Genomic DNA, 14,350 nt, shown 5'->3' with positions numbered 1-14,350 from the left:
GACCGGCCCCGTACAGCTCGCCGGGCCGGTGGAGCCCGTCGGTCCGGTGGATCTCGTCGGGCTCGGGGCAGGCGGCGGGTCTGCCCGCCTCAGTCGGCGAGCTTGCCCTGCTCGGCGCGCCAGCGGATGCCCGCGTCGATGAACTCGTCGATCTGCCCGTCGAACACTGCGGAGGGGTTGCCCTCCTGGTGCTCGGTGCGCAGGTCCTTGACCATCTGATACGGGTTCAGCACGTAGGAGCGCATCTGGTCGCCCCAGCTGGCCTTGACGTCGCCGGCCAGCTCCTTGCGCTCGGCGGCCTCCTCGGCCTTCTTCAGCAGCAGCAGCCGCGACTGCATGACGCGCAGGGCGGCGGCGCGGTTCTGGATCTGGGACTTCTCGTCCTGCATCGAGACCACGGTGCCGGTGGGGATGTGGGTCATGCGGACTGCGGAGTCCGTCGTGTTCACGGACTGCCCGCCGGGGCCGGAGGAGCGGAACACGTCGATCTTCAGTTCGTTCTCGGGGATCTCGATGGAGTCGGTGGACTCGATCAGCGGGATCACCTCGACGGCGGCGAACGAGGTCTGGCGGCGGCCCTGGTTGTCGAAGGGGCTGATGCGCACCAGGCGGTGGGTGCCGCCCTCGACGGAGAGGGTCCCGTAGGCGAACGGAGCGGTGACCTCGAAGGTGACGGACTTCAGCCCGGCCTCCTCCGCGTAGGAGGTGTCCATCACCTTGGTCGGGTAGTTGTGGCGCTCGGCCCAGCGCAGGTACATGCGCATGAGCATCTCGGCGAAGTCCGCCGCGTCCACCCCGCCGGCGCCGGCGCGGATGGTCACCACGGCGCTGCGCTCGTCGTACTCGCCGGAGAGCAGGGTGCGCACCTCGAGCTCGTCGAGGGTGCGGTGGATCGAGGTGAGTTCGCGCTCGGCCTCGGCGAGGGTGTCGGCGTCGTCCTCCTCCTCGGCGAGCTGGACCATCACCTCGATGTCCTCGATGCGCTGGGACAGCTCGCTGATGCGGCGCCGCTCGGACTGGGCGTGGGAGAGATTCGAGGAGACCCGCTGCGCGTTCTCGACGTCGTCCCAGAGGTCCTGGGCCGAGGCCTGCTTCTCCAGGTCGGCGATCTTGGCGTCGAGCGCCTCGATGTCGGTCACCTGCTCGATCGACGACAGGGTCGACCGCAGACGGGGGATCTCTTCGGAGAAGTTGATGGAAGCCACGAGGGGTGAGTCTACGGCAGAGGTCCGGATCGGGCCGAGGCGATCGCCCTGTTCAGCAGTGTCCGCCGTGATTCATGTCCTGCCCGGCTCCGCATCCGGCGCCGAGCTCGCGTCCCCGTCGCCGGAGTCGGAGACCGAGCCGCTGGACAGCCATCCTCCGACGTCGCGGCCCACCTCCACCAGCCATACCGGCGCATTCTCCATCGCCTGCTGCGCCGAGCCGGCCCGCGAGAGCAGGTCCCAGGCCCGGGTGATGCCCGCCTCCCGCAATTCGTGGGCACTCAGGGTGATGGCACCGGCCACGGCGGCCACGGGCAGGCCTCTGTCCCGGGCGCGGCGCGCGACCTCGGCGGGCCCCTTGCCCTGCAGGGTCTGTGCGTCGAGTTTTCCCTCGCCGGTGATCACGACGTCTGCGCGTTCCAGGAGGCCGTCGACCCCGGCCAGCTCGAACACGGCGTCGGCTCCGGAGCGCTGCTCGGCGCCCAGCAGGAACAGGGCGTACCCGGTCCCGCCCGCCGCGCCGGCCCCGGGCAGGTCGAGACGGGTGTGCTCAGGGTCCAGCAGGGCTGCGGCGCGGGCCAGGATCCCGTCGGCGTGTTCGATGTCCGCGGCCGAGAGGCCCTTCTGCGGTCCGTAGACGGCGGCAGCGCCGTCCGGCCCCAGCAGGGGGTTGGTGACATCGCTCGCCGCGACGAGGGTGACGCCGTCGAGAGCGGCGCGCGCCGGGCCGAGATCGACCGAGGCGAGGGTGGCCACGCCGTCGAGGCCAGGGCCGATCTCGAGCCCCGCGGAGGTGCGCAGGCGTGCCCCGAGGCCTTGCAGCATCCCGGCTCCGGCGTCGGTCGAGGAGCTCCCTCCGAGGCCGACGGTGATCGTGCGAGCTCCGGCGTCGACGGCCGCGAGGATCAGCTCGCCCAACCCCCTGGTGGACGCGGTGCGCGGTGCGAGCGTCCCGCCCAGCAGGGCGCGCAGGCCGACGACCTCGGCGAGCTCGACCACGGCATCGTCCCCGTGCAGTGCCCACTGCGCCGGGCGCAGCTCGCCGGTCGGTCCCGTCGCGGTGGTGATGCGAGGCTGCGCACCGGCGGCGATGGCGGCGTCGACGGTGCCGTCCCCGCCGTCGGCGATGGGGCAGCGCAGAACCGTCGCTCGGGGTGCCGTCTCGGTGATCCCGAGGCTGAGGGCGTCCGCGACGTCGGCGGCGCTAAGGCTTCCCTTGAACTTGTCCGGGGCGATGAGAACGGTGGGGGCGGGAGGTCGGGGCGGCACGGCGGTCATCGGGCTCTGGCTTCTCCTTCGACTCTCAGGGGGATGGACGTCCCGGTCCCCCGGGTGAACCATCCCACCAGAGGCGGGTTCGTGGTCGCGACCAGCGTGACCCGGACCGTGCCGTCCGCATCGACCGAGACGTCCGCGACGTGCAGGTCCTCGGTCCGGTCGCTGCGCAGCGGATAGTCGCGCAGCTGGTCCTGCGCGGCCCGGCGCGCGGAGCCGGCATGGATGGCCGCGCCGTCATCGGGATCGTAGATGCGGGCGGGGTCGACCGCCTGGGACGCGGCCAGGGCCGCGCTGTCCGCGGCGTCCTGGAGCCCGTTGCGCTCGAGATGGACCCCTGTGACCGCTGCGCCGACGCCGGTCACCATCAGGATGACCACCAGCACTCCAGTGGTCAGGACGGTCATCGATCCTCTCGCATCCCGCAACCGGGCGGCGAGGCATGTGCCCGGGCCCGTCCGGCCGTGCCCCGCCATCAGGACCCCGCCCGGTACCGGTCGACCTGGACGGCGTGCGCTGCTCCCACGGCGACCGGGCCGTCGTTGCCGAGCACCGGGCCGAGCCCTGGCACCTGGACGGGGATCCGCACCTGTGCGGTCACGGTCCCTCCCGGCGTCGCGCACGGGTCCTCGCTGCAGCTGATCTCCACCACGTCGCTCGCGGCGAGCCGGTAGTCCCCCAGCACCAGCGCAGCGTGCTCTTCGCTGCGGGCCGCCGCGACCCGGGGGTCGGACTGGGTCGCGTGGATGCGGGCAGCGTCCCGTGCGATCGTGTCGGCTGCGAACACAGCGGACTGGACCGAGCCGAGTGTGAGCACGAGATAGAGCGACGGGATCAGGAGAGCTGCGGCGAGCACGACGAATTCGACCAGAGCGTTGCCGTCCTCGTCGGCCGGCCGGCCGACGCTCACCACGATTCCTCGTCGATCGAGCGGCCCTGGACGGTGAGGCCCGCAGACGGTCCGAAGAGCCCCACCAGCGGCAGTTCCGCGGTGACCTCGACGTGGATGGTGCCGTCGGGGTCCTGGACCGCGGTGGACTCCGCCTCGAGTGCTGAGCCGAAACGATCCTCGATCAAGCGCTCCGTGCGATCGGCACCGTCCTGGGGCGTCGAACCGACCAGAGCGGCGTGGTGCGCTCCCTGCACGGCTGCGTCGATGAGCGTGTTGCGGGTGTGGACGATGAGTGCAGCCTGGACGACTCCCAGCGCGATCATGATCACCAGCACGGCGACCATGGGGAACTCGGCCACCGCGGCGCCGTGCTCTGCTCGCAGCCGCTCCGCCACGTGCTGCCGAGGGCGTGCAGAACGGCCCTGCCGTCGGTGCGAGGGCAGGTCAGGGAGAGAGCGGGCCGAGGCGTTCACGCTGGTGAGAGTTCGCTCTGGTCGGTCACATGGACCCGTCGAGGAACGGGGCCATGGCGTTCTGGAAGATTTGGACGATCTGCTCGGAGGCGACGGCCCACAGCGCCACCACGATGCCGGCAGTCATCAGCGTGATGAGAACCCAGCCCGGTACGTCCCCGCGTGTGGAGCTGAGCCGGGCGAGCAGCCGGGCGGTGAGCGTGGGCCGGCTCCGATCGACCTGGGGGCCCGATCGCGGGATCGCGCGGGTGGGGTCGCTTTCGCAGGCCGGGCGGGCGCGGCGGTGAAGCGTGGTGCGGTGGATGGTCATGCGTGCCTCCTCGGGCTGGGCCGGGCAGAGCGCCCGGATGGGATGACGGATGGGAAGTCAGTCGTCGGGCTCAGGCGCTTGACCTGAACGGCGGATGGGTGGCGGCAGGCCCCGGAGGCGGTCACAGCGAGATCTCCAGCACGGCGAGGCCCGGGAAGATGGCGAAGACGATCACCAGGGGAAGCACGAAGAACACGACGGGCATCAGCATGTAGATCTCGCGCCGGCCCGCGGTCTCCATGAGCTCGCGTTTGGAGGACTCACGGGCATCCTGCGCCTGGGCGCGCAGCACGTCGGCCAGAGGCGTCCCACGCTCGATGGCGATCGAGACACCTTCACCGAACCGCCCCAGCGATGGCAGCGGCGTACGAGTGCCCAGCGAGGTGAGCGCCTGGGAGATGGTCGTGCCGGCCCGGATGTCGGCGACGGTGGCGGCGAACTCGTCCGGCAGGGCTCCGGAGGAGGTGCGGGCGACACGCTCCATGGCGGCGATCGGGCTCTCCCCGGCTGCCACCGCGAGGGCCAGGAGATCGGCGACCGTGGGGAACTCGCGGATCATCCGCGAGGCTCGGCGCTTGATCTCGACGCCCAGGAGGTAGTCCCGCAGCAGCACTCCGCTGAGCGCGCCGAGTGCGACGATCAGAAGCCCCAGCAGCGGACTGGCCCCGCGCAGGCCGATGGCGCCGAGGGCGAGGACGATCCCGGCCGCCAGGCCGATCACTCCGAAGACGACCTGCTCGATGCGGAACGAGTCGGCAGAAGCGCGTCGCCCGGCCAGTCGCAGGCGCCGCTCGAGCTGGTCCGCTCCCCCGGTGAGACGTTCGAGAACGCCGAGGACCCGGTGGGCGACCGGCCCCAGCAGGTTCTCCGCGACGATACGGGCACGACTGGTCGCAGCCGGTGCCTCGAACAGCGATGTGGACCGTGAACTGCGGAGGTAGGGGTCGATGCGCGCCGCCAGGTCGCGCGAGCGGAGCCACGGAAGCTGCCCGGCCACCAGCGCCAGGCCCATGCCGAGCACCAGGCCCAGTGCCGCGCCGACCAGTACAGTTCCGGATCCGGTCATCGCAGCACCCGCTCATCCTGCGGCAGTCGCGCGATCTGGATCATGATCCGGTAGGCGACCAGGGAGACCGCCGCACCGACGAGGATCATCACCATCCCCATCGGGGAGTCGTAGGCCTGCGCCGCCTGCGGCCTGGTCGCCATCAGCGCCAGCACCACCCACGGGGCGGCGAGCGCGAGACGTGCCGCGTTGACCGTCCAGGACTGGCGGGCCTCGAGCTCGGCCCGCGTCCGGGCGTCCTCCCGCAGGAATGCGGCGAGGGTGCGCAGAAGACCGCCGAGGTCCGTGCCGCCGACGTCGCGCGTGATCCGCAGCGCCTCGACGATGCGGTCGCCGACGGGGTCTGCCAGGCGCACCTTCAGCCGATCGAGACAGGCGGCGAAGTCGCCGCTGGCCTGGTAGTCCAAGGAGAACTCGACGAAGGCGGGGCGAAGCTCCTCCGGACCCTTGCGGCTGAGCTGGACGAGGGCTTCAGGCAGCGAGAGCCCGGCGCGGATAGCGGAGTTGATGTGGTCGACTGCCTCCGGCCACACTTCGCGCATCGCCGTGGCGCGACGGCGGGCAGCGGAGTGCAGCAGCACCGGGGGAAGAATCATGGTCGCCGTCCCGATCGTCACGGAGGGGACCACGGCGGCGGAGACGGCCCACAGCGCGGCCGCGACCACCAGGCCGAGGCCTGCGCTGAGTGCGGGCACCGCGGCCGGCGGGACGGACGCGAGGCCGACGGCGATGAGATCGTCGCGGACCCGTTCTGTCACGGCAGTGACCAGACCGCGACGGGTCGGGCGGGAATCCTGCTCCCACAGCGACCACCAGATCGCCAGCAGGCCGAGCCCGAGGACCAGCCCGAGGAATGCGCCGTCGCTCATGCCGCCTCCGCACGCCCCAGCAGTGCCGTCAGATCGAAGCCGGCACGTGCGAAGCGGTCCGGATGCGGCGGGCGTCCGTCCCCGCGCATGAGCCGATCGCCGCGCAGGGAGAACAGGTCGGAGACCTCGATGACGTCGTCCTCCACCCGTCCGCTGAGGCCGGCGATCTCCCGAACGCGACGACGGCCGTCGGCCATGATGTCCAGGTGCACCACGAGGTCGATGGCGCTGGCCACCGTGGGCACGACGAAACGACTGGAGACGTTCTCCCCGGCCAGCAGCGGCAGGGTGCACAGCTTGGTGACAGCGTCGCGGGCCGAGTTCGCATGTATCGACGCGAGACCCGGCAAGCCGCTGTTCAGCGCGATCAGCATGTCCAGCGACTCGGCCTCGCGCACCTCGCCGACGATGACGCGGCTGGGGCGCATCCGCAGCGCCTCCTTCACCAGACGCCGCATGGAGATCTCCCCCGTCCCCTCGAGGTTCGCCTGGCGGGTCTGCATGGCGACCACATCGCGAAGCCCGAGGTCGAGCTCGAAGACCTCCTCGATGGTCACCACGCGCTCCCGTGCGCCCACGGATTGTGCGAGACAGCGCAGGAACGTCGTCTTGCCCGCGCCGGTAGCGCCGCTGGCGATGACGTTCAGGCCGGAGGCGATGGCCGCGTCGAGGAAATCTGCCGCCTGGGGCGTGAGCGACCCCAGTGCGACCAGCCCCTGCAGATCCTGTGCCTTCGCGACGAACTTCCTGATGTTGATCGCCCAGTGCGTGCGGGTCACGCTCGGGATCACCACGTGCAGGCGCGAGCCATCGGGCAGCAGCGCGTCGACGAAGGGGGTGCTCATGTCCAGCCGGCGGCCGGAGCTGACGAGCATGCGTTCGACGATCCCGCGCACCTCGGCGTCCCCCAGGACGATGGTGGTCAGCTCACTGCGGCCGTTGCGGGCGCAGAACACCTGGCTGGGCGAGTTCAGCCAGATCTCCTCGATGGTCGGATCATCGAGCATCTCCTGGAGCGCGCCGAAGCCGCCGATCCTCGCGGCGATCTCGGCGACCGTGGAGTCATCGCCGTGCAGTACGGGCACCTCGCCGGAGGATGAGCGCCGGTCGTAGTCGGCGACCACCTCGCGGATCAGCGGCTCGAGCTGGTCGGCGTGCGCATCGAGGCCGCGGCGGCGTATCAGCTCGCGCGACTCGCTCTCGATGATGGTGGCGGCATCCATCCAGTCCCCTCCCGGCCCCGTGTCCCCGGACCCCTCGTCCCCGGCCCGGTGTGTGCTGCATCTCGCACACGACCGCCACTGTATGCATGAAGGCAGATCCCCTGCTCGCTTCTCCCGAGAATTGTGGACAACTCTCTCAGCTCGCACTCATGGCAGGATGACAATGCATCCGCCCGCGAGATCGCCACACCCCAGGAGGCCTCCTCATGGCCGAGTCCCCCGGCACCAAAGCCCCGCGCCTGAGCGTTCCCACCCTCAAGTACATGGCCAAGCGCGTCCTCGCGGAGTTCTCGCGCGACGGCGGGACGGATCAGGCGGCCAAGCTCACCTACTACATGGTGCTCTCCATCGCACCGACGCTGCTGGCCCTGTTCTCCCTGGCCACGCTGCTGCTGAGAGGGTTCCAGGAGCAGATCGCCGATCTGCTCAAGGACACGATCCAGGCCGCCGTCGGCGGCAGCGGCATGCAGATGGGCGATGCCGTGGACTCGACGGTGGAGTCGCTGATGGGTTCCTCCACCGGTGGCACGATCGGTCTGATCATCGGTGTCGCCACGGCACTGTGGTCGGCGTCGGCCTATGTGAAGGCCTACGGGCGGGTGGCCAACCTGATCTACGAGATCCCCGAGGGCCGCGGCGCGATCCGGATGAACGCCTGGATGCTGGGGCTGACCGTGGTGATGATCCTGGGCATCCTGCTGATGCTCGTCTCCCTGCTGCTGAGCCAGTCCATCATCGAAGGCCTACTGGGCCCGATCGCCACCCCGCTGGGCATGAATGATCTGCTGATCTTCCTCACCCAGTCGTTCCTGCCCATCTGGGCGTGGGTGAAGTGGCCGGTGATCCTCCTGCTCGCCTTCGCGCTGATCTCGATCCTGTACTGGGGCGCGCCGAACGTGGACAAGCCGTTCCGGCTCATCTCGCCCGGCGGCGTGGTCGCGATCCTGGGCATCGCGTTCGCGGCCGTGGCGCTGTCGATCTACATGACCACGGTCGCGGGCTACTCCAGCTACGGCGCGATCGGCGGCATCATGGCGGTGCTGTTCGCCCTGTGGGTCATGAACATCGTCGTGCTGATCGGTGCGGAGGTCGACGCCGAGTTCGAGCGCGCCCGGGAGCTGGAGGCCGGGAAGCCGGCCGAGGAGAGCCTGGACCTACCCCTGCGCGAGGACAAGGGCGCCCAGAAGGCCGAGGCGAAGCACGAGGACCTCATCGACCAGGGGCGCGACATCCGCCTGCGCAATCTCCATCGCGACGCGGACGCCTACACGGGCGAGGATGCCCGACTCACTCCGCGCCACGGCGTGCCGACCGTGACGCCCGACCATGAGGGGACCGGTGGGCCCGACGAGTCCGACGGGGCGAACGGGACCGACCGGCAGCACTGACGCAGTCGACGACACGCGGTCTGTGAGCGGCCCGCGGGAAGGATTCTGAGCCCAGCAGGCCTGTCCCGCGGGATCCGACCGCGGTCTGACGCGCCCGCTGCCCCGCCCCCGTACCCTCGTGGCCATGACGAACGGACCCGATGCACGGCCGGACGCACCGGCCAGGCGCGTCCGGTTCCGCGACCCGTTCCGCTGGATCATCGAGAATCCCGGCAAGGTCGATGCGATCGTCTTCTCCGCTGCCGCATTCCTCGTGCTGCTGTTCGCCGCGGGCTCCGGAGGCATCGGCTGGTGGACCCTGTTCTCGCTGCCGATGATCGTCTCGGCCGCCGTCTGCCGGGTCCGGCCCGGGCTCGGCGTGATCCTCATCGGGTGCCTGGCCGTGATGCACGTCCCGGTCGTCCCGGTCGTCCTCGGAGACGTCCTCACGTTCTACGCGATGTTCTGCGCCGTCGCGTACGGCAGGCCAGCGGTCCACGCCCTGGGCATGGCGGCGGGGTTCCTCGGCGTGCTGGTCCAGTCGGGGTACTGGGGCATATTCCTCGCGAGCGACCCGTACGGGGATCCGCTCCAGGCGGCCGGGACATCCGCGGGCCTGTTCGTCGTCGGCATCGTCACCATCACCGCGATCTGGGCCCTGGCCAACCTTCAGCGTGCCCGGGTGCGCCAGCTGGCCCTCACCCGTGAGCGCGCCGAGCAGGCCATGCGTGAGCGCGAGCAGCGCACGGCGCTCGCGGTCGCCGACGAGCGTGCCCGCATCGCCCGCGAGATGCACGACGTCGTCGCCCACTCGCTCTCGGTGATCATCGCCCAGGCCGACGGCGGCCGCTTCATCGCCTCCCAGCAACCCGAGAAGGCAGGCGAGGTGCTGAGCACCATCGGGGAGACCGGCCGCGCCGCACTGTCGGACATGCGATCGCTGCTGGGCGTGCTCCGCCAGGAGGACGAGACCGGGTACGGACCCCAACCCGGACCCGAGATGCTCCAGGACCTCACCGAGCGGGTGCGCGCCGCAGGCCTCGAGGTCAGCCTCGAGATCGAGGGCCGGCTGGACGACCTGCCCCAGGCGCTGGGGATGTCACTGTTCCGCCTGGTCCAAGAAGCACTGACCAACGTCCTCAAGCACGCCGGGCCCGGTGCCAGCGCCGCGGTGCGGATCACCCGGAACCCCCAGCGCCTCCAGGTCGAGATCGTCGACGACGGCCAGGGCGCCGCTGCCGGCTCCGACGGGCAGGGCCATGGGCTCACCGGGATGCGTGAGCGCGTCGCCGTGTTCGGCGGGGTCCTGCAGGCCGGGCCCCTGCCGGGACACGGATACCGGGTGCTCGCCACCGTGCCTCTGGACGGCGCCGCGCCCTCTTCCGGCACGATCCCATCGGCGCCCGCCCGGTCCGCGCTGAGCCACTCCTCGCCGAGTCGGTCCCCGCAGAACCGATCCGTGCCGCCCCCTCCCGGGCAGGCTCCCTCCCCGAACCCCTGACGCATAGAGCCCCTGAGTCCCTGAACCCCTGAACCATCCGCATTCCTCCGGAGGAGACCCCATGACCGAGCCCCTCGACCGCCCCCTGCGCATCGCTCTGGTCGATGACCAGCCGCTGGTGCGCGCCGGGTTCGCCATGGTCATCGACTCGCAGCAGGACATGGAGGTCGTCGTCCAGGCGGCCGACGGCGCCGCCGCCGTCGACCAGCTCCGCGCCCGCACCGTCGACGTCGTGCTGATGGACGTGCGCATGCCCCGGATGGACGGGATCGAGGCCACCGAGAAGATCCTCGTCCAGGCCCCCGAAGGACGCGCCCCGCGCGTGGTGGTGCTGACGACCTTCGACCTCGACGAATACGTGGTCGCTGCGATCCGGGCCGGAGCCAGCGGGTTCCTGCTCAAGGATGCCCAGCCCGAGGATCTGCTCGGGGCCATCCGCACCGTGCACAGAGGGGACGCGGTGATCGCCCCATCGGCCACCCGCCGGCTGCTGGCCCGTGTGGTCGCCACCCCCGAGCCGCAGCAGAAGGACACCTCCGTCCTGGACGAGCTGACCGACCGTGAGCGCGAGGTGCTCACGCTCATGGGGCGCGGCTTCTCCAACCAGGAGATCGGCGCCGAGCTGTTCGTCGCGGAGGCGACGGTGAAGACCCACGTCGGACGGGTGCTGGCCAAGCTCGGGGCCCGCGACCGGGTCCAGGCCGTGATCATCGCGTTCGAGACCGGACTGGTCGCTCCCGGAGCCGACTGAGATGCCCGCCCCTTCGCGGATGGCCCGGTGTGTCAGCCTGCGGTATGACACCACCCCATCCTGTGGTCGCGGCCGCCTCGCAGCGTCGAGACCGCAGGAGGACGTCGGCCCTGGCCCCGGTACGGAAACATCGGTGGTGACCGCACACCTCCTCGCGAAGGACACCGATGACCGCCGAACCTCAGGCCGCCCCCGCCGCCCCCACCGGAGACGCCGCCCCCGCCATCGTCGCCCGGAACGTCACCCGCACCTACGGCACCGGTGCCGGGACGGTCACCGCCCTGGACGCGGTGGACCTCGACATCGCCCGCGGCGCATTCACCGCGATCATGGGTCCCTCCGGGTCGGGCAAGTCCACTCTCCTGCACACCCTGGCCGGTCTCGACGTCGTCGACCACGGCTCCATCCGGCTGGACGGCACCGAGATCACCGGCCTGGGCGATGACGCGCTGACCAAGCTCCGCCGCGAGCGCATCGGTTTCGTGTTCCAGTCCTTCAACCTGCTGCCGATGCTGAGCGCGGAGCAGAACATCCTGCTGCCGCTCGAGCTCGCCGGCAAGCGGGTGGACCGGGCCTGGCTGGAGACGATCACCTCCGCCTTCGGTCTCACCGATCGTCTCTCCCACCTGCCCTCGCAGCTCTCGGGCGGGCAGGTCCAGCGGGTGGCGATCTCCCGCGCGCTGGTCACCTCCCCCGCCGTCGTCTTCGCCGACGAGCCCACCGGCAACCTCGACTCGCACACCACCGAGGAAGTGCTCTCCTTCCTGCGGCTGTCGGTCGACGAGTTCGGCCAGACCGTCGTGATGGTCACCCACGAGCGCGAGGCCGCCGAGCGCGCCGACCGCATCGTGACCCTCGCCGACGGCCGCATCGCCAGCGACGAAGACCTGCGAGGGCAGCGCTGATGGCACTGCGCACCTCCGTGAAGCTGACCCCGCTGCGGCGGCACCTGGCCGCCGTCATCACCATCGCCCTGTCCTGCGCGTTCGTCGCCGTCATGGTGGTCGCCGGAAACCTCATGACTTCGGCGATGTCCACCCTGACCGCCCAGGACTACGAGGGCGCGGACCTTGAGATCCAGCGCCCGCTCTCCGACGAGGACTACGAGTCCCAGCAGCCTCTCGAGGCGCCGCAGGTCGAGGGCACAGAGGCCGTATGGCCCCAGCTGAGCAGCTCCCTCGTCCTCACCTCCGGCTCCGGCGAGGACATCTTCCTCACCTCCACGATGCTCCCGCCGGACGGGACCGGCCAGGAGCGCCTGTCCGAGGGACAGCTGCCGAGCTCGGAGTCCGAGATCGTGCTCGATACGGCCGCCGCCGAGCAGCTGGGCGTGGGCCTCGGCGACACCGTCACCATGCCCGCGGACATGTCCATGGACGGGCAGGAAGCCACCTTCACCGTGGTCGGCCTCGCCCCCGCGGCCGACGGATCGGCGTTCGGCGCGACCCCGCGCGTGCTCATCTCCGACGTCAACGCCGAGAAGCTGAACGGTCCGACCGAGGGGACGCTGACCGAGACCTGGCTGGCGACCGTCCCCGAGGGCACCGACCCCGCCGAGGTCGCGGCGCACGCCGACTCCGGCGACGTCACCGTGCGCACGGTGGAAGAGGCCGAGGAAGAGGCCACCCAGCAGGCCCTCGCCGGGTTCGGTGCCGTGGGCCTGATCCTCGCGGTGTTCGTGGTGATCGCCCTGTTCACCAGTGCCGTCGTCATCGCCAACACGTTCGCCGTCACGATCGCCCAGCGCACCCGCAGCCTGGCACTGCTGCGCACTCTCGGCGCCACCCGTTCCCAGGTGCGCGGCGTGGTGCTGCGCGAGTCGCTGACGGTGGGACTGATCGGCGGGGTCGCCGGCGCTCTCGGCGGGCACCTGCTGGTCCAGGCCGCGCTCGCCGCGGCCGCCGGGCTGGGCTGGCTCGACGGGGTCGCCCTGGTGCCCGTCAGCGTGCTCTCGGTGGCGCTCCCGCTGCTCGCGGGGATGCTGATCACCCTGGCGGCGAGCCTGGCACCGATGCGTGCAGCGACCCGGGTCGCTCCGCTGCAGGCGCTGCGCCCGGCCCCGCCCGTTCAGCACCGGGGTCTCGGCGTGCAGGGTGTGCTGGGGCTGGTCGCCGTCGTCGTCGGAGTCGCAGCGCTGGCCGGAGGCACCGCGCTGGCGCTCAACGGCACCGCGGGGCCGGGCATCCTGCTCGCCATGGCCGGCGGCGTGATCAGCTTCAGCGGTGTGCTGGCCTCCCTGATCGTCCTCACCCGCCCCCTGTCGGCTCTCGTGGCCCGGGTGATGGCCCGGATCGGGGGTCTGCCCGCGAGGATCGCCGGAGCCAATGTGGCCCGCAACCCCAAGCGCAGCGCCGCCACGGTCGCGGCCCTGCTGATCGGGACCACCCTGATGACGATGATGGCCGTCGGCGCACGCAGCGCCGAGGCGACCCTGACCTCCGAGCTCGACTCGCGCCGGCCCATCGACATGGTCCTGTCCGCCGAGCAGATGCCCGATGACGCCGCCGAGCAGGTGGCCGCGATCGACGGGATGGACGCCACGCACACTGCCGCGCGCGGGGACGTCGAGGTGGGAGCCGAAATCCCGATGACCCTGTACGGCGCCGACCCGGAAGCGGTGCGCGATACCTCGCACCGACCGGAGATGGCCGACGAGCTCCGCGAGGGAGTGGTCCTGCTCGGACAGGAACGCGCCGAGGAGTTCGGGCTCACCGACGGCCAGGTGCTGGAGATCGAGGGCGCCGACGGTGCCCCGCACGAGCTGCGCGTCCAGGTCGATGCGAATCTCCAGATGTCGCTGGTCACCCCGGGCACGCTCGAAGAGCTCGTCGGAGATGCGGCCACGCCGGTCGTCCTCGGCGACTTCGCCGACCCCGGCTCCCCCGACCGGGACGGCGTGGGCATGACCAATCTGGCGCGGGACATCCGGGACACGGCCGCCAGCGACGGCTTCGTCCAGGGCCAGGCCGACATGGGCGGTCTGGAGCGGGAGTCCTACGCACAGATCCTGAACGTCCTGCTGGGCATCACCATCGGGCTGCTCGCGGTGGCCGTACTGGTGGCGCTGGTCGGGGTGGCCAACACTCTGAGCCTCGGCGTCATCGAACGCACCGGCGAGAATGCGCTGCTGCGGGCCCTGGGCACCACCAAGCGTCAGATGCGCTCCATGCTGGGCTGGGAGGGCGTGCTGCTCGCTCTGGTCGGAGCGGTCCTCGGCATCGTGATCGGCACCGTCTACGGCGTTCTGGGCATCAATGCCCTGCTGGGCTCGGCCTACCCGGTCTCGGTCACGATCCCGTGGGGCCAGGTGGGACTGGTGCTGCTGCTGGCGATCGTCGCCGGCGGGGTGGCCTCGGTGCTGCCGGGGCGAGCCGCCGCCCGCACGGCCCCGGCCGCTGCTCTCGCCGGTGGCGAGTGA

The 14,350-nt window shown here is 71.1% G+C and carries 14 protein-coding genes; 5 read left to right on the top strand and 9 right to left on the bottom strand.

Annotation, left to right across the window (positions count from 1 at the left end; all coding sequences use genetic code 11):
- Positions 1 to 89: 89 nt before the first annotated feature.
- The 9 genes from prfB to ACFQS2_RS04300 all read right to left on the bottom strand — a co-directional run bounded on the left by prfB (position 90) and on the right by ACFQS2_RS04300 (position 7,313).
- Complete coding sequence (prfB, locus tag ACFQS2_RS04340; RefSeq protein WP_377017424.1) at positions 90 to 1,205, bottom strand: peptide chain release factor 2; 1,116 nt, start codon at positions 1,203 to 1,205, stop codon at positions 90 to 92.
- A 72-nt stretch (positions 1,206 to 1,277) separates the two neighbouring features.
- A complete protein-coding gene (locus tag ACFQS2_RS04335; RefSeq protein ID WP_377017422.1) occupies positions 1,278 to 2,483 on the bottom strand; it encodes a glycerate kinase in 1,206 nt (401 codons plus the stop codon).
- The gene (locus ACFQS2_RS04330; RefSeq protein ID WP_377017420.1) at positions 2,480 to 2,887 is read right to left on the bottom strand and encodes a pilus assembly protein TadG-related protein; all 408 of its coding nucleotides are present in this window, start codon (positions 2,885 to 2,887) and stop codon (positions 2,480 to 2,482) included. The genes ACFQS2_RS04335 and ACFQS2_RS04330 overlap by 4 nt, the downstream gene beginning before the upstream one ends.
- A gap of 68 nt (positions 2,888 to 2,955) precedes the next feature.
- Entirely contained in the window at positions 2,956 to 3,390 is a 435-nt protein-coding gene (locus ACFQS2_RS04325; RefSeq protein ID WP_377017418.1) for a hypothetical protein, read from the bottom strand.
- Positions 3,387 to 3,731, bottom strand: coding sequence for a TadE family protein (locus ACFQS2_RS04320; protein ID WP_377017416.1), 345 nt, complete (start codon positions 3,729 to 3,731; stop codon positions 3,387 to 3,389). Before ACFQS2_RS04320 ends, ACFQS2_RS04325 begins: the two co-directional genes overlap by 4 nt.
- A 139-nt stretch (positions 3,732 to 3,870) precedes the next feature.
- The gene (locus tag ACFQS2_RS04315) at positions 3,871 to 4,155 is read right to left on the bottom strand and encodes a hypothetical protein (RefSeq protein ID WP_377792898.1); all 285 of its coding nucleotides are present in this window, start codon (positions 4,153 to 4,155) and stop codon (positions 3,871 to 3,873) included.
- Positions 4,156 to 4,276: 121 nt separating this feature from the next.
- Positions 4,277 to 5,221, bottom strand: a complete 945-nt coding sequence (locus ACFQS2_RS04310; protein WP_377792845.1) for a type II secretion system F family protein — start codon at positions 5,219 to 5,221, stop codon at positions 4,277 to 4,279.
- Positions 5,218 to 6,090, bottom strand: a complete 873-nt coding sequence (locus ACFQS2_RS04305; protein WP_377792844.1) for a type II secretion system F family protein — start codon at positions 6,088 to 6,090, stop codon at positions 5,218 to 5,220. Before ACFQS2_RS04305 ends, ACFQS2_RS04310 begins: the two co-directional genes overlap by 4 nt.
- The gene (locus ACFQS2_RS04300) at positions 6,087 to 7,313 is read right to left on the bottom strand and encodes a CpaF family protein (protein WP_377792842.1); all 1,227 of its coding nucleotides are present in this window, start codon (positions 7,311 to 7,313) and stop codon (positions 6,087 to 6,089) included. The genes ACFQS2_RS04305 and ACFQS2_RS04300 overlap by 4 nt, the downstream gene beginning before the upstream one ends.
- Before the next feature lie 206 nt (positions 7,314 to 7,519).
- Here ACFQS2_RS04300 and ACFQS2_RS04295 point away from each other — a divergent pair, with 206 nt between their 5' ends.
- The 5 genes from ACFQS2_RS04295 to ACFQS2_RS04275 all read left to right on the top strand — a co-directional run bounded on the left by ACFQS2_RS04295 (position 7,520) and on the right by ACFQS2_RS04275 (position 14,350).
- Positions 7,520 to 8,701: a YihY/virulence factor BrkB family protein gene (locus ACFQS2_RS04295; protein WP_377792840.1), complete on the top strand. Its 1,182-nt coding sequence runs from the start codon at positions 7,520 to 7,522 to the stop codon at positions 8,699 to 8,701.
- A 124-nt stretch (positions 8,702 to 8,825) separates the two neighbouring features.
- A complete protein-coding gene (locus ACFQS2_RS04290; RefSeq protein ID WP_377792839.1) occupies positions 8,826 to 10,181 on the top strand; it encodes a sensor histidine kinase in 1,356 nt (451 codons plus the stop codon).
- 61 nt (positions 10,182 to 10,242) lie between these two features.
- The gene (locus ACFQS2_RS04285; protein WP_377792837.1) at positions 10,243 to 10,932 is read left to right on the top strand and encodes a response regulator; all 690 of its coding nucleotides are present in this window, start codon (positions 10,243 to 10,245) and stop codon (positions 10,930 to 10,932) included.
- Positions 10,933 to 11,099: 167 nt separating this feature from the next.
- A complete protein-coding gene (locus ACFQS2_RS04280; RefSeq protein ID WP_377792836.1) occupies positions 11,100 to 11,837 on the top strand; it encodes an ABC transporter ATP-binding protein in 738 nt (245 codons plus the stop codon).
- On the top strand, positions 11,837 to 14,350 hold the full coding sequence (locus ACFQS2_RS04275) for an ABC transporter permease (RefSeq protein ID WP_377792835.1): 2,514 nt from the start codon (positions 11,837 to 11,839) through the stop codon (positions 14,348 to 14,350). Before ACFQS2_RS04280 ends, ACFQS2_RS04275 begins: the two co-directional genes overlap by 1 nt.

It is taken from the genome of Brachybacterium sp. GCM10030267 (genome assembly GCF_042666875.1).
GTDB lineage: Bacteria > Actinomycetota > Actinomycetes > Actinomycetales > Dermabacteraceae > Brachybacterium.
Note: the sequence above shows the minus strand (reverse complement) of the source record. Positions and strands in the feature narration are given on the sequence as shown.

What these genes read in the sequence shown, in the direction of transcription:
- ACFQS2_RS04315 (WP_377792898.1), bottom strand. Translation starts at nt 4,155, where the DNA reads ATGACCATCCACCGCACCACGCTTCACCGCCGCGCCCGCCCGGCCTGC.
- ACFQS2_RS04310 (WP_377792845.1), bottom strand. Translation starts at nt 5,221, where the DNA reads ATGACCGGATCCGGAACTGTACTGGTCGGCGCGGCACTGGGCCTGGTG.
- ACFQS2_RS04290 (WP_377792839.1), top strand. Translation starts at nt 8,826, where the DNA reads ATGACGAACGGACCCGATGCACGGCCGGACGCACCGGCCAGGCGCGTC.
- ACFQS2_RS04330 (WP_377017420.1), bottom strand. Translation starts at nt 2,887, where the DNA reads ATGACCGTCCTGACCACTGGAGTGCTGGTGGTCATCCTGATGGTGACC.
- ACFQS2_RS04295 (WP_377792840.1), top strand. Translation starts at nt 7,520, where the DNA reads ATGGCCGAGTCCCCCGGCACCAAAGCCCCGCGCCTGAGCGTTCCCACC.
- ACFQS2_RS04275 (WP_377792835.1), top strand. Translation starts at nt 11,837, where the DNA reads ATGGCACTGCGCACCTCCGTGAAGCTGACCCCGCTGCGGCGGCACCTG.
- ACFQS2_RS04300 (WP_377792842.1), bottom strand. Translation starts at nt 7,313, where the DNA reads ATGGATGCCGCCACCATCATCGAGAGCGAGTCGCGCGAGCTGATACGC.
- ACFQS2_RS04335 (WP_377017422.1), bottom strand. Translation starts at nt 2,483, where the DNA reads ATGACCGCCGTGCCGCCCCGACCTCCCGCCCCCACCGTTCTCATCGCC.
- ACFQS2_RS04305 (WP_377792844.1), bottom strand. Translation starts at nt 6,090, where the DNA reads ATGAGCGACGGCGCATTCCTCGGGCTGGTCCTCGGGCTCGGCCTGCTG.
- ACFQS2_RS04280 (WP_377792836.1), top strand. Translation starts at nt 11,100, where the DNA reads ATGACCGCCGAACCTCAGGCCGCCCCCGCCGCCCCCACCGGAGACGCC.
- ACFQS2_RS04285 (WP_377792837.1), top strand. Translation starts at nt 10,243, where the DNA reads ATGACCGAGCCCCTCGACCGCCCCCTGCGCATCGCTCTGGTCGATGAC.